The sequence below is a fragment of the Brevundimonas sp. genome (assembly GCF_047617075.1).
Classification (GTDB): domain Bacteria; phylum Pseudomonadota; class Alphaproteobacteria; order Caulobacterales; family Caulobacteraceae; genus Brevundimonas.
Genome location: NZ_JBLGCI010000001.1, coordinates 172,651 through 186,967, shown reverse-complemented (window position 1 = coordinate 186,967; position 14,317 = coordinate 172,651). Strand labels below are relative to the sequence as shown.

At 66.8% G+C, this 14,317-nt stretch carries 13 protein-coding genes and 1 tRNA gene; 9 read left to right on the top strand and 5 right to left on the bottom strand.

Annotated elements, in window-relative coordinates:
• Window position 1 precedes the first annotated feature (1 nt).
• Together ACI8U3_RS00900 and ACI8U3_RS00895 are read right to left on the bottom strand one after the other, a co-directional pair.
• A complete protein-coding gene (locus tag ACI8U3_RS00900; RefSeq protein ID WP_415012978.1) occupies window positions 2–691 on the bottom strand; it encodes a glutathione S-transferase family protein in 690 nt (229 codons plus the stop codon).
• A 37-nt stretch (window positions 692–728) separates the two neighbouring features.
• Window positions 729–1,679, bottom strand: coding sequence for a cation diffusion facilitator family transporter (locus ACI8U3_RS00895; RefSeq protein ID WP_415013176.1), 951 nt, complete (start codon window positions 1,677–1,679; stop codon window positions 729–731).
• A 164-nt stretch (window positions 1,680–1,843) separates the two neighbouring features.
• Here ACI8U3_RS00895 and ACI8U3_RS00890 point away from each other — a divergent pair, with 164 nt between their 5' ends.
• A complete protein-coding gene (locus ACI8U3_RS00890; protein WP_415012977.1) occupies window positions 1,844–3,007 on the top strand; it encodes a citrate/2-methylcitrate synthase in 1,164 nt (387 codons plus the stop codon).
• A gap of 41 nt (window positions 3,008–3,048) precedes the next feature.
• The gene (locus ACI8U3_RS00885; RefSeq protein ID WP_415012976.1) at window positions 3,049–3,855 is read left to right on the top strand and encodes an undecaprenyl-diphosphate phosphatase; all 807 of its coding nucleotides are present in this window, start codon (window positions 3,049–3,051) and stop codon (window positions 3,853–3,855) included.
• Here the strand turns inward: ACI8U3_RS00885 and ACI8U3_RS00880 are convergent.
• Entirely contained in the window at window positions 3,852–4,811 is a 960-nt protein-coding gene (locus ACI8U3_RS00880) for a complex I NDUFA9 subunit family protein (protein WP_415012975.1), read from the bottom strand. The two genes, ACI8U3_RS00885 and ACI8U3_RS00880, sit on opposite strands and share 4 nt — an antisense overlap.
• 184 nt (window positions 4,812–4,995) lie before the next feature.
• On the opposite strand from ACI8U3_RS00880, the gene ACI8U3_RS00875 reads away from it, so the two are divergent.
• The 6 genes from ACI8U3_RS00875 to typA all read left to right on the top strand — a co-directional run bounded on the left by ACI8U3_RS00875 (window position 4,996) and on the right by typA (window position 9,772).
• A tRNA-Leu gene (locus ACI8U3_RS00875) sits at window positions 4,996–5,082 on the top strand.
• A gap of 88 nt (window positions 5,083–5,170) precedes the next feature.
• A complete protein-coding gene (locus tag ACI8U3_RS00870; protein WP_415012974.1) occupies window positions 5,171–5,785 on the top strand; it encodes a ribonuclease D in 615 nt (204 codons plus the stop codon).
• Window positions 5,786–5,787: 2 nt separating this feature from the next.
• A complete protein-coding gene (gene lptC / locus ACI8U3_RS00865) occupies window positions 5,788–6,447 on the top strand; it encodes an LPS export ABC transporter periplasmic protein LptC (protein WP_415012973.1) in 660 nt (219 codons plus the stop codon).
• Window positions 6,448–6,459: 12 nt separating this feature from the next.
• On the top strand, window positions 6,460–6,984 hold the full coding sequence (locus ACI8U3_RS00860; RefSeq protein ID WP_415012972.1) for an LptA/OstA family protein: 525 nt from the start codon (window positions 6,460–6,462) through the stop codon (window positions 6,982–6,984).
• A 110-nt stretch (window positions 6,985–7,094) separates the two neighbouring features.
• Window positions 7,095–7,817 carry an LPS export ABC transporter ATP-binding protein gene (gene lptB, locus ACI8U3_RS00855; RefSeq protein WP_415013175.1) on the top strand — a complete coding sequence of 241 codons (723 nt, stop codon included), beginning with the start codon at window positions 7,095–7,097 and terminating at the stop codon, window positions 7,815–7,817.
• A gap of 122 nt (window positions 7,818–7,939) precedes the next feature.
• Window positions 7,940–9,772, top strand: a complete 1,833-nt coding sequence (typA, locus tag ACI8U3_RS00850; RefSeq protein ID WP_415012971.1) for a translational GTPase TypA — start codon at window positions 7,940–7,942, stop codon at window positions 9,770–9,772.
• A gap of 176 nt (window positions 9,773–9,948) precedes the next feature.
• On the opposite strand, the gene ACI8U3_RS00845 is transcribed toward typA, so the two are convergent.
• Window positions 9,949–13,212: a hypothetical protein gene (locus ACI8U3_RS00845; RefSeq protein WP_415012970.1), complete on the bottom strand. Its 3,264-nt coding sequence runs from the start codon at window positions 13,210–13,212 to the stop codon at window positions 9,949–9,951.
• Between the two features lie 211 nt (window positions 13,213–13,423).
• Here ACI8U3_RS00845 and ACI8U3_RS00840 point away from each other — a divergent pair, with 211 nt between their 5' ends.
• A complete protein-coding gene (locus tag ACI8U3_RS00840) occupies window positions 13,424–13,939 on the top strand; it encodes a superoxide dismutase (protein WP_415012969.1) in 516 nt (171 codons plus the stop codon).
• Between the two features lie 70 nt (window positions 13,940–14,009).
• On the opposite strand, the gene ACI8U3_RS00835 is transcribed toward ACI8U3_RS00840, so the two are convergent.
• On the bottom strand, window positions 14,010–14,258 hold the full coding sequence (locus ACI8U3_RS00835; RefSeq protein ID WP_409748429.1) for a GlsB/YeaQ/YmgE family stress response membrane protein: 249 nt from the start codon (window positions 14,256–14,258) through the stop codon (window positions 14,010–14,012).
• Window positions 14,259–14,317 lie beyond the last annotated feature (59 nt).

Below are 14,317 nucleotides of genomic sequence, written 5' to 3'. Positions count from 1 at the left end.
GCTAGAAATCCAGATCGGCGTAATGCACCGGCGGCGCCACGCCCGGGAAGCGGTCGGTCAGCAGCGGGCGGAACGACGGCCGCGACTTGATGGGGGCGTACCAGGCCTTCAGCGCCGGGAACGACGGCCAGGGCATCTCACCGAAATAATCCATGACCGACAGATGAGCCGCTGCAATCAGATCGGCCTGGGTCATGCGCCGTCCGGCCAGCCAGTCGCGGCCCTGGAGAAGCTCTTCCAGCTCCGCCAGATGGTGGCGCAGGGCCTCGCGCCCCTGACGCAGGCCGCGCGCGTCCGGCGGGCCCAGCTTGAGAATCGCCTTCTCCAGCCGTTCGTGCAGCAGCACGGCGTTGACCTCGTCATTGAAGCGGCGCTCGAACCAGCCTGTCAGGCGCCGGGTCTCGGCCCGCTCCACGGGGTCCACGGGCATCAGCAGGGGGCCGCGCGCGCTGTCCTCGATCCAGCCGAGGATGGCGCCCAGCTCGCACAGGGTCAGGGTTCGCCCGTCCAGCAGGGTGCGCACCACCGGGGGCATGCCGGTGGGATTGACCTGGTTCAGGATGCAGTCCGGCTCCCACGGCTTGACCGGGCTTTCGCTGAACTCGACCCGCGCCTCGCCCAGCGCCAGGCGCGCGGCACGGGAGGCCGGATCGAACGGATAATGCAACAGGGCGGCGACGGGCGAAGACATGCTCGAACCCATGCGCCCGTCGTCCTTAATCCCGCGTTTACTCCGTCACCGGGACGCCGGTGGAGGCGCCGGTGTCGCCCGTCACGCCGCCGTGGGGCCGCGTGCGGCCGCGCGGGTCGGGATGGATCAGGATGTCGGCGCCGGGGAAGGCCTTCAGGATGCGGCTTTCCGCCTCCACCACCACGCCGTGGGCGGCTTCCAGCGTCTGGTCCGGCTCAAGATCCACGTGCATCTGCATCATCAGCACCGGCCCGGCCATGCGGGTGCGCAGCTGGTGCACCCCGCCGATGCGCGGATCGGCGAGAACGGCGGCGACGATGCGGGCGCGGGTCTCGTCGTCCACGCCCTTGTCCATCAGATGATCGGCCGCCCCCTTGAGCATGCCCAGGGCGCCCCAGAACAACCAGACGGCCACCACCAGCCCGGCCGCCGCGTCCAGCCCGGCGGCGCCGAGGAAGGCGCCGGACGCCGCCCCGATCAGGACCACGATATTGGCGCCCAGGTCGGCGGCGTAGTGGGCCCGGTCGCCCCGCACCGCCAACGAGCCCGTGGCGCGGATGGCCCGGCTCTGCAGCCACACCAGCCCCAGAGTGACCACGATGGACGTCACCATCACCGCCACGGCCCAGCCGCCCGCCGTGATCGGTCGCGGGTCGATCATGCGCTGGATGGACTCCCAGGCGATGAAGACCGCCGAGGCGAACACCAGACCGGCCTGGACCAGAAACGCCAGCGCCTCGGCCTTGCCGTGGCCGTAGCGGTGCTCGTGGTCCGGAGGGATCGCGGCCCAGCGCACGGCGAAAAACACCGCCAGCGACGCGATCAGGTCCAGCGCCGAATCCGCCAGCGACGCCAGAATCGACACCGACCCCGACGCGCCCAGGGCGAAGGCCTTGATGGCGATCAGGAACACCGCGACGCCCACCGACAGGGTCGTGATGCGGCGGTTCGCGGCGTGGGCGTCCGGAGGCGTGGCGGTTTCGGTCATCGGGGTCTTGTGGCGCAACAGCGGGGTCAGACGCAACCAGACGCACCGCGAGGTCGAAAATTGCCTCAACCGTCATCAAATCGCCCCTTCCGGGGAACAGTTTGTCAATGTTGATCGTCGTAGGTGGATCAACCGCACGAAGATCGCAGGACAAGGGAGCCGTCATGGAGACCGCCCAGCGACACTGGATCGGCCGCAACGAGGCCCTGGACCGCCTGGGGGTGAAAACCCAGACGCTCTACGCCTATGTCAGCCGTGGACGGATCACCGCCCGCCCCGACCCCGAGAACCCCAGACGCAGCCTCTACGCCGCCGACGACGTGGCGCGGCTTTGCGACGGAACCCCCGCCCCCGCCGCCCCGGCCGTGATCGGCGGCTCGCCGGTGCGCGGCGAGGCCACGGTGCAGTCCTCGGTCACCGCCATCATCGGCGGCCGCCTGTTCTATCGCGGCCGCGACGCCGTCCAGCTGGCCGAGCACGCCACGCTGGAAGACGCGGCCCGGGTGCTGTGGAACGCGCGGGACGCCAATCCCTTCGCGCCGTTGAAGCCGCGCATCGACGTGGCTTACGCCGGGCCGTCCCGCTCGCGGCTGCTGCAGTTCATCGCCCGGCGCGTTGAGGAAGATCCGGCCGCCGCAGACCGGTCGGCGCGCGACCTGACCATCGAATGCGCCGGGGTGCTGAGCGAGATGGTGGACGCCATCGTGGGCATGGGCCCGCGCCTGCATCTGCATCAGCGACTGGCCCGGGCCTGGAAGATTCCCGAGATGGACTCCGGCATCCTGCGCCGGGCCCTGGTCCTTGCCGCCGACCACGAGCTGAACGGCGCGGTTCTGGCCGCCCGGGCCGTGGCAGGCACCGGCGCCAGCCCGGCGGCGGCGGCCATGGCGGGCCTGGCCGCCCTCACCGGCCCGGACGTCAGCCGCCAGCTGTCGGCCGCCAACGCCCTGGTGCTGGACGCCCGGCGCGATCCGGCCGAAGCCGTGCGCCGCCGCATGGATCAGGACGGCCGCCTGCCCGGCTTCGGCCATGAGCTTTACCCTGACGGCGACCCGCGCGCCGCCGCCCTTCTGGCCGCCGCCGACCTGCCGCGCGATCTGGCCGCCCTGGTGGAAGCGGGCGAGCGGGCCACGGGGATGAAGCCCTCGTTCGACCTGGCCCTTGCCCTGATCGTGCGGCGGTTCAACCTGCCCCGGGACGGCGCCTTCGACCTGTTCGCCATCGGCCGGACGGCGGGGCTTCTGGCCCATGCGCTGGATCAGTTGCTGGAAGGGGCGCCCATCCGGGCGCGCCTGCGCTATGTGGGCGTCGAACCGGGCGCGCACTGACGAGCGCCGGGCCCATCTGACACTCAACGGGGGTTCGCCGCATGGGCGACTGGCTGATTGCGCTGCTGCTCGGGATCGTCGAGGGCCTGACCGAGTTCATCCCCGTGTCGTCCACCGGCCATCTGCTGCTGCTGGGCCACTTCCTGGGGTTCGAGAGCACCGGCAAGACCTTCGAGGTGGTGATCCAGCTGGGCGCCCTTCTGGCCGTCATCACCGTCTATCTGCGCCGCCTGTTCCAGCTGGCCACCCAGTGGCCCCATGACCCCCAGGCGCGCCACTTCCTGATCGGCCTGTTGCTGGCGTTCCTGCCGGCCATGGTGATCGGCGTGTTCATGTACGACATCATCAAGACGGTGCTGTTCGAAACGCCCGTCATCATCTGCGTCTCGCTGATTCTGGGCGGATTCGTCCTGCTGTGGCTGGACCGCAGACCCATGACGCCGGTGCATCTGGACGCGGCGAAATATCCCTTCCGCATGTATCTGATCATCGGCGTGGTGCAGTGCCTGGCCATGATCCCAGGCGTGTCCCGCTCGGGCGCCACCATCGCCGGCGGGCTGCTGCTGGGCGCGGACAAGCGGTCAGCGGCGGAGTTCTCGTTCTTCCTGGCCCTGCCCACCATGGGGGCGGCGGTAGCCTATGACCTGTTCCAGAACCGCGCCGTGCTGGACTTCTCGGACTTCGGCCTGATCGCCGTAGGCTTCATCGCCGCCACAGTGACCGCCTTCCTGACCGTCAAGGCGGTGCTGGCCTTCGTCACGCGGCACGGTTTCGGCGTATTCGCCTGGTGGCGGATCGTGGTGGGGACAGCCGGACTCGCCGGTCTCTGGCTGACCGGGGCGTTTTAGGAGGCGGCCGGTTCCGCGAACTGGCCGCCCCGGCGGTAGAGCCACAGATAGGACGGGGCCACCGCTTCCAGCCCCGTGGCCGTGACGCCCATCTCGGCGAGGCCGGGCGCGCCCTCAGGGACCACATTGTCGGTCTCCAGCATCAGCACCTGATCCCGCGTCAGGGGCGCGGGCAGGCCGAACAGCTCGGCCAACTGCAGGACGCTTCCAAGCGGCCGGGCCGCGAAGAACGGCACCGGGACCAGAACCCGCTCGCGATAGGTCTCGCGCAGGATCAGCTCAAGAATCTGTTTGAAGGTGTAGATGGCGGGGCCGCCCAGGGTGAAGGTCTGGCCCTCCATGCCCGGTGTGTTGACGGCGCGGGCGATGGCTTGGGCCACGTCGCCCACATAGACCGGCTGGAACCGCGTCTCGCCGCCGCCGATCAGGGGCAGGGCCGGCGACATGGAGGCCATGGCCGCGAACCGGTTCAGGAAATCGTCCTCGGCCCCGAACACCACCGACGGGCGCAGAATCACCGCGCCGGGCACATGTTCACGCATGACCGCCTCGGCCTCGGCCTTGGAGCGGGCGTAGGCTGCGGGCGAGTTCGCATCTGCGCCGTTGGCCGACACCTGCACCAGCCGCGTGATGCCGTTGGCCTTGCAGCCCTCGGCGATGTAGCGGGCGGCGTCCACATGCATGGCCTGGAACCGGCGGGTGTTGAAGGTGCCCACCAGATTGACCACGGCGTCGGCGCCGCGCAGGGCCGCCTCCACATCCGCCTGCCGGGTCACGTCGCAGCGCATCAGCTGGATCTGGCCCACGTCGCCCAGCGGGCGCAGGTCATGGGCCGTGTTCGGCTTGCGGACGGCCACGCGGATGCGCCAGCCCAGCCGCGCCAGTTCGCGCACGGCCTGGCCGCCGATGAATCCCGAACCGCCGAAGACGGTGACGAGTCTGGACGATGTGGTCATGGGAATGCTCCGGGCCGACACTCTGGGCCGGGTCTTGAAACGCGTCCGGCGCGCCGGGGATAGACCAAGCCACCGGCCCCCGCAACGCGCGCGCGGCCCGTTCTGCGCAATATGATCGAAAGCGCCATTGACCGCGCGTTTCGGCTGCCTTAAGGGTCCGCGCCTTCCGAGGGGAAACCTTCGGGCCCAGGTGGCGGAATTGGTAGACGCGCTGGCTTCAGGTGCCAGTGATCGAAAGGTCGTGGAGGTTCGAGTCCTCTCCTGGGCACCATATTTTCGGCGGCGCCGTGTCTTGGGACGCGGCGCCGTTCGTCTATGATGATCCGGAATCAGCTCCCCCGGTTCTGCGCGAGGCCCTCATGACTGTTCACTTTCACGAAGGCGACCTGCCCGGCGATCTGGACCTGGGTCCGGTGGTGGCCGTGGATTCAGAAACAATGGGCCTGCGTCACAACCGCGACGATCTGTGCGTGGTGCAACTGTCGGCCGGCGACGGCGACGCCCACGTGGTGCGGCTCACCCGTCCCGCCTATGATTGCCCAAACCTGAAGCGGGTGCTGGCGGACCGGAACGTGCTGAAAGTGTTCCACTTCGGCCGCTTCGACATCGCCATGTTCGAGAACCATCTGGAGGTCGAGACGCGGCCGGTCTATTGCACCAAGATCGCCTCCAAGCTGGCCCGCACCTACACCGACAGGCACGGCCTGAAGGACGTGGTGCGCGAACTGGCGGGCGTGGACCTGTCCAAGGCCCAGCAGTCCTCCGACTGGGGCGCGGATGTCCTCAGCCCCGAACAACTGGCCTATGCCGCCTCTGACGTGCTGCACCTGCATGTGGTGCGCGAGCGATTGAACGTCATGCTGGCGCGCGAGGGGCGCACCGACCTGGCCCAGGCCTGTTTCGACTTCCTGCCCGTTCGCGCCCGACTGGATCTGGAAGGCTGGGAAGACACCGACATCTTCGCCCACACCTGAGCATGACAGAACCGACCTCCAGCGATGAGCTCAAGGCGGCGGACGAGCGCCGTGTCGCGCTGGCGGGCCGGCGTTGGCGGGCGCGGTCGCGGCGGGTCATGCTGCTGCGCCGGGTGCTGCCCATCATCATCGTCGTTCTGGCGGGGGGCGCGGTCCTCTGGGTCGGGACGCGGTCCATTATCGCCGGGGTTGAAAGAAGCCGCGTGGAGTCGCGGGAGGTCCGGCTGTCGAACCCCATGTTCCACGGCCAGGACGAACAGGGCCGCTCCTTCATCATCGGGGCCGAACAGGCGGTTCGCGACCCTGACACCGGCATGTTCCGACTGGATGCGCCGGTCATGCGGCTGATCCTGGAGACGGGCGACACGAGCGAACTGTCCGCAGGACACGGCTTGTATGACGAGCCGTCCCGGACCTTGATCCTGCGCGAGCAGGTGATCATCGAGGACGGCGGCGCGGGCTTCCGGTTCGTCACCCCCGAGGCCGTCGTGGACACCCGCACCGGAATCATCACCGGCGACAAGGGCATCGAGGGCGTCGGAGCCCTTGGAACCATCAACGCGGCGTCCTATGCCATCTATGATCAGGGCGGCCGTGTCGTGTTCAGCGGCTCGGGCGATGATAAGGTCCGAACCACGATCAACCCCGGCCGAGCCGGATAAGGGATTACGATCATGCGTCGCATGACAATCGCACTGACAGCGGCGGTACTGGCTGCGAGCGCACTGGCCTCCGCCGGCTGGGCCCAGATTTCGCGCAGCAGCGAGCCCTTCATGATCAACTCGGACGATGTGGAGTTCGATGAAGGGCGCGGCCTGATCAGCTACGTCGGCCGGGCGGAAGCCATGCAGGGCGAGAATCGTCTGCGCGCCCAGCGCTTCGATCTGTATTACGGCCGCTCCGGCGACCAGAACTCCGCGGTGACGAGCATGGGAAGCGGCCTGGATCGCATCGAGGCGATCGGCGACGTCTATTTCGTGACGCCGGAGCAGGTGGTCCGCGGTGATCGCGCTGTCTACACCGCCGCCAGCGACACCCTGGTCGTCACCGGGGACGTCATCTTGCGCCAGGGCGAAAACGTCATGACCGGCGCCAGCCTCAGCATCAACATCGGATCGGGGCAGGCGCGCATGGAAGGCGCCCCGTCTGGAGACGCCGGACGCCGGGTCCGGGGCGTCTTCTACCCCGACCGGAACTGAGTCCGCCGTTGGCCCGCAAGGAACTGTCCGCTCTGAACCGACCGCCCCGGCCGACCCGCGCCCGCGCGGTCGCCGCGCCTTCGCCCGCAGGCGCTCCCGCCGCCGAGTCGGTGCAGAAGGGCCTGCGGGTCGAGAACCTGGCCCGCGCCTTCGGCAAGCGTCAGGTGGTCCGCGGCGTGTCCCTGCACGTGAATCGCGGCGAGGTGGCTGGATTGCTGGGGCCCAACGGCGCCGGCAAGACCACCTGCTTCTACATGATCACCGGCCTGATCACGGCGGATTCCGGCGCCATCTGGCTGGATGGCGAGGACATCACCCGTCAGCCCATGTACCAGCGCGCCCGCATGGGTCTGGGCTATCTGGCCCAGGAAGCCTCGATTTTCCGGGGCATGACCGTGGAGCAGAACGTCCGCGCCGTGGTCGAGCTGAACACGACCGGCGAAACCGCCATCTCCGAAGAGGTCAGCCGCCTGCTTGAGGAGTTGCACATCGATCACCTGCGCGAGGCGCCCGCGACGGCGCTTTCCGGCGGCGAGCGGCGCCGTGTGGAGATCGCCCGGGCCCTGGCCGGCAAACCCAGCTTCATGCTGCTGGACGAGCCCTTCGCCGGCATCGACCCTCTGGCCATCGCAGACATCAGACAGGTGATCCGATACCTGGCCGATCGGGGCATCGGCGTGCTGATCACCGACCACAATGTGCGCGAGACCCTCGACATCATTGATCGGGCTTCGATCATTCACGGCGGCGAGGTGCTGTTCGAGGGCACGCCCGGCCAGATCATCAGCGATCCGGACGTGCGCAGGGTCTATCTGGGCGACCTGTACGGCTGAGCACCGCTGGCCTTTTGCCCGCGCCTCCTATATGAGGCCCCCGCCTCCCCGATCCGCAAATCCAGCGGCCCGAACGGACCGAGCCGGTCCGTGCGCCCGCCTTACACGTCTGAATCATCGCCATGAACCTCCGCAACGTCGCCATCATCGCCCACGTCGACCACGGCAAAACCACCCTTGTGGACCAGTTGCTGGCCCAGTCCGGCGTGTTCCGAGCCAATGAGGCGACGACCGAGCGCGCCATGGACTCCAACGATCAGGAAAAAGAGCGCGGCATCACCATCCTGGCCAAGGCCACCTCGGTGCTGTGGAACGGCAAGTCCGGCGAGACCCGCATCAACATCATCGACACCCCCGGCCACGCCGACTTCGGCGGCGAGGTCGAGCGCATCCTGGGCATGGTCGACGGCTGCGTCATCCTGGTGGACGCTGAAGAGGGCGTCATGCCCCAGACCAAATTCGTGCTGACCAAGGCCCTGAAGATGGGCCTGCGCCCCATCCTCTGCATCAACAAGGTGGACCGCGCCCACGCCGATCCGGACCGGGTGCATCTGGAGACCATCGAGCTGTTCGAGGCCATCGGCGCCTCGCCCGAACAATTGGACTTCCCGCACATCTACGCCTCGGGCCGCAACGGCTGGGCGACGCTGGACCTGAACCAGCCGTCGGACACCCTGGCCCCCCTGTTCGACCTGATCGTCGACCATGTGCCGCCGCCCGCCGTTCAGGCGAACAAGGACAAGCCGTTCCAGATCCTGAACGTGCTGATCGAGTCCGATCCCTTCCTGGGCCGCATCCTCACCGGCCGGATCGAGAGCGGCAAGGCCGTTCCGGGCATGGCCATCAAGGCGCTGGACCGTGAAGGCAAGCAGATCGAGCAGGGCCGCATCACCAAGGTGCTGGCCTTCCGCGGCCTGAAGCGCCAGGCCCTGGACGAAGGATCGGAAGCGGGCGACATCGTCGCCATCGCCGGCATGTCCAAGGCCACCGTGGCCGACACCCTGTGCGCGCTGGAAGTCACCGAGGCCCTGCCGGCCCAGCCCATCGACCCGCCCACCATCTCCATGACGGTGTCGGTCAACGACAGCCCGCTGGCCGGCCGCGAAGGCGACAAGGTCCAGTCCCGCGTCATCCGTGACCGCCTGCTGAAGGAAGCCGAGGCCAACGTCGCCATCCGCGTGACCGAGACCCCGGGCGCCGACGCCTATGAAGTCGCCGGCCGCGGCGAACTGCAGCTGGGCGTGCTGATCGAGAACATGCGCCGCGAAGGCTTCGAGGTTTCGATCTCCCGTCCGCGCGTGGTCTATCAGACCGGCGAGAACGGCGAGCGGCTGGAGCCCATCGAGGACGTCATGATCGACGTCGACGATGAGTACACCGGCGTGGTCATCGAGAAGCTGTCGACCCGCAAGGCCGAGCTGAAGGACATGGGCCCGTCGGGCGCCGGCAAGACCCGCATCCAGCTGATGTGCCCGTCGCGGGCGCTGATCGGCTACCAGGGCGAGTTCCTGACCGACACCCGCGGCTCGGGCGTGCTGAACCGCGTGTTCAGCCACTATGAACCGCACAAGGGCGCCATCGAAGGCCGCCAGAAGGGCGTGCTGGTCTCCAACTCCGACGGCGACACCGCCGCCTTCGCCCTGTGGAACCTGGAAGATCGCGGCGTCATGTTCGTGGGCGCGGGCGAAAAGACCTATCAGGGCATGATCATCGGCGAGAACAGCCGCTCCGACGACCTGGACGTGAACCCCATCAAGGGCAAGCAGCTCACCAACGTGCGCGCCTCGGGCAAGGACGAGGCCGTGCGCCTGACCCCGCCGCGCCGTCCGTCGCTGGAACAGGCCATCGCCTATATCGAGAGCGACGAGCTGGTCGAGGTGACGCCCAAGTCCATCCGTCTGCGCAAGCAGGTGCTGAACCCCTCCTTCCGCAAGAAGCGCGTCAAGGAGGACTGATCCGGGACGACGTCGCCGCTGTGCCGGACGTCAAGGCGGCGCGGTGGTCACGATTCATGACCGGAGCCGAGTTCGAGGCCACCCTTCAGTAAGGACGGCCGCCCGCTGCTCTAATCTGCAGACGGCTGTCTGATCAAGTCGGCCCAGCCGGGCGGGAGTCCGGCTGGGCTGACGGATCAGGCCGTTTCCTCGTCGCGCCGACGAGCGACTTGCGCGAAGGTTAGAATGCTGAGCGAGATCACAAGCCAGCCCGCCACCGCATAGACGGCTTTCATAGCATCCCAGAAAATCGTCGAACGTAGGGGATTGCTGCGGTCCGTCCCAGCAACATCGTCCGATACGCCCCTGTCGGGTACGCCGACCTCGCAGCGGCTTTCCTGTCGCAGATCGACCAGGGGAATAAACAGATCGACGGCGTAGAGCGCCTCATTGATCGAATCGCCACACGCTACGCTCGCCCTGGCGACTTCCTCCACCACCGGAGACGCCACGATCAATGTATTCGCGTCCTGCCTGAGCACCGACGCGACGGGCGTCACGTCGACAACGAGGCGTTCATTGCTGTTGGCGGAGTGAACGCCCATCCAGCCGACCCCGAAGCTGACTATGATCGTTCCCAGGGCCCTGAGCGGCTTCTTGAGATAACCGAACATCCAGCGGTAAAGGGCGTCGCCCGCATAGGCCGCGCCGCCAAGGGTCGCGGCGGCGGCGGCGGCGATCAAAAGGCCGCCCCAAATCCCCCAACCGGACCAGACCAGAAGCGCGAGGATCGTGACCCCCAGGAGCAGGCCGGCGCCCACGAAAGACGGCAGGGTTCGATCGGCAAAATGCCGCGCTTCGATCCGATGCTTGAGGATTTCCAGTTCCGTGGCCGCTTCCTCGTCTCCCATGAAGCGAAACACCCGGATCGCTTGGGCGAAGGGTTGGGAGTGATAGACGTTGAAAGGGGGAGCCACGCCCACATTGACTCCCGGATACTGCAGATAGAGCCAGTCCCGTCGCCGTTCCCAGGCCGTGTGCATTTCGCCGACGGCTCTTCGCCAGTTGTCCGCCAATCCGGCCTTTTCGAGCCTCGTCTTCAGCCATGCGCCGCCAAGGCGATCCAAAGCCAGAAGCAGGGGGCGCGCCCGTTGAGGCAGATCCAGCTCGGCGTTCTTACGCGTCATGTGGCGATACGTCAGACGATCAAGCTTCAGCGTCACATCCTCGCCCCATGCGGCGCCGCCGTCATCCTCCAGCGTCTCGCATGACAAGTCCTCCAGATTGACCTCAGCACTGAACAGGCTGACAGCGGTGATCTGAGGCTCCAGCTTGGCCTGCAGCGCCTTCAACCGGTTCTCTTCGATCTCCCGGCTTCCAGGCAGGAGCGGTGTCTGGGGCCAGGTTTTCGCGCCGGAGTCGCCCCCCTTCGCTATGATCAGCTTTCCCCGAAACTGCGGCGATGACATCGTCTCTGACTGGGCAAGAGGCGTATCCTCGAGCATTTCGACCGCGCCCTTGGGCGAGACTTTCTGCTTCACGCGGAAAAGGGCGTTGCCGTAGGCGACCATGGCGTCAAAGACATAGGCGGCGCCGTCGCTCCCGGGGGTCATGCGGAAATCCGCGTCCGTGACCGGCTTGCCCTCGAAAGCTTCGGGTTCGGCGCGCACATCCGACCAGCCGTCAACGATGCGAAAGGCGCCTTCATCGCCACGGATGGAGCCGCTGAACAGGCGCAGGTATTCTTCGGCGCCGGCGATGTCAGTGAGCGAAAGCGAACCTTGGTCGTTGAGAACGTGAAAGTCCTCGGACTGGCCTGTGAGGGTCCGAACGCTCCCATCATCATGTATCAGATGCGCCGACTGCGCGGCATCACGTTCCTCCAGCTCTGGCAGGCCAAGCCAGAGACCTTCCACGAAGCGCCAACCCGGATAGCAAACCAGTCGCTTTTCCCGCGCCGCCACGAGACGGACGCGGCTGGGTTCCCCTTCTCGACGCCATTCACCACCGACCCTCAGCGCCCGGCCCACGTGCGCATCGTTGAATTTCAGCAGTTGCTCCGACCCCCCTGCGGCGAACATGAAATGGCTGAGGTCCAGCGCGCCGTCGATCTTGGAGCCGGTGAAATCGGCGTCGCTCTTCACAGTCAGACCCAGGTCGCAATTGCCGCGACTGACCATGCCCACCGCGCTCACTCGGCCGATTTCCACCTGAGCCATCGAGATCGAGGCCGCCTGCAGGCCGGTCATATACAGGGTTATCGAAGGGCCGTTCTCGCGCCTCCGCTCGGCGCTCATGGGTCGGTTCTGTTCGCCGTCGGGGGGCCTGACGGCCGTGACCTCCAGATCACCCTCAATGCGGGCTCCCCTCAGGTCCAGAGAGCTTTCCGCCTTGCCCTCAAATCCAAGCCTGAGCCGGCTCAGGGTCGCGCTTCCGCCGACCTGCAGGTTGCGTGCTGAAAGCCCGCCTCGAATTCGGGTCGGTCCGTCTTGCGCAAGGGCGAACACGTCCTTGCTCACTGTCATCATGTCGAGGTTGAGCGCTTCGGCGGGAGCGTCATCGCCCGGCGTCGCACCCGACACAGCCGAAATGTCGGCGCCGCCAAAGTTGAGAATTCCGTCGACGCGGCAGGCCATTAGCCAGACCTGACCCTCCGACCGGAACCGTCTTGGATCCGGAGCCGCCATGGAGTCCGGGCGGGCTCCAAGGTCCAGATTTCCATTGATAACGGCGTTCTGCATATCCAGGGCGTTCTGGCCCGGGAACGCCCTGAGGAACGCCCCCCCAAGCCAGACACTGCCCTGAACATGCGCGCTCAACATGGCGAGACCACCGTGAATCTGGGCGTTCAGACCCAGGATTTCACCGGTAATCTCGATTCCCTGCATGGCCATGGCCACATGGCGGCGTTCCCTGGTTCTGCGGTCCCGGGCCGGTGGATCGGCCCGCAACGTCGCGTCGCAAAAATCCAGATCGCCGTCGATCCGGGCGCCCTTCGCCCTGATCCACAACAAACCCTCGTCCTGTCGCGGCCGTATGTCCCGCAGGCTGACATCACTGGCGCAGGCGCAGTCGGCCAGATTGATAGTCGGTTCGTCCATTGCCCCCTGGACGAAAGTCGAACGATCCAGGGACAACCGTCCAAGGTGAGCGTGGGCCGCGGTCAGACCTCCGCGCAGCTCGCAATCCTCAAGCACCAGAGCGCACAGGGCGCCGTCACCATCTGAACTGGCGTTGTCCAGATCTATGCGGCCATCAATGACGGCGTTTCGCACAACCACGCCGGCATTCGGTATCCTGCGAGGCGACTTGCATCGCGCCGTAAGCGGCAATCCCAGCAGGAGGCGCCTCAGAACCGCGGCGCGAATAACCGCCGCCTCACCTCCGAAATCCACCACCTGCCCATGGGTGAGAATGTCACAGAGGCGTATCTCCCAGCGATTCAGGCTGACGATTTCCATGACCCAGCACGACCCTTGTTCGATAATCGTCGATCATCGGAAAGACCTTGGGCCCTGTCGAGCCGCGCATTTCCTTTTCTGGCGTGAGAGATCGGGAGTTTGCTGAATGGGGCGAGGCCAAGGTCATTTCAGGGCACGCGAAACAAATCGAAATCCCCCGTGTTCACTTTTATGCGAGCGCCTCCCGGCTCGCGAAACAGGAGATTTCATCATGATCCGCAAGACCGCTCTTCTGACCGGAGTCGCCGGCGCCCTGATGTTCGCCGCCCCCGCCTTCGCCCAGGACATGACCCAGGATCCGGCCACGGATCCCATGACCCAGCCCCCGGCTGCTGAAGCCGAAGCCACGGCTGAACAGAGCGGCTCTGTCGCTCCGGGCGCCGAAGTGAAGGCGTCGGACGGCGCGTCGCTGGGCATCCTTGAAGGCGCCGGCGTGGACGCCTCGGGTCAGCAGACCCTGCAGATTCGCGCCGAGGACGGCCAGCTGCGTGAAGCGCCCATCGACGGCGCCACCCTGGACAACGGCGCTGTGGTCCTGACCTGGACCGAGGCCGAGTTCGAAGCGGCCCCTGCGGTGGCCGACACGTCCTCGAACGTCTCCTCGACCGAAGCCCCGCTTCCGGGCGAGGGTGAAGTGACCGAGGAGCCCAAGCCGGAACCGGAAGCCCTTCCGGAACCCACGGCGGAAACCATGACGCCGGTCGAGGAACCCGAGGCCAAGTCGTAATCCCGACTGACCGGACATAAGAAAAGGGCGGCTCTTTCGAGCCGCCCTTTTTGCTGTCTGAAGCTTCGCCTTAGCGCCGCTTCACGAGGCCCAGAATGAACAGCAGGATGATCGCGCCGATGGTGGCGACGATGGTCGAGCCGATCCAGCCGCCCCAGGCGAAGCCCAGCGCATTGGCGACGAAGCCGCCGATCAGGGCGCCGATGATGCCCACGATCAGGTTCGTCAGCAGGCCGTGGTTGCGGCCCATGATCTGTTCCGCCAGCCAGCCGGCGATGATGCCGATAATGATCCAGGCGATCCAACCCATTCCACCCATGTCGATTTCCTTCCGTTGATAAACGAGGGTCGGCCTTGTAATGCGCCGACGCGGCCAAG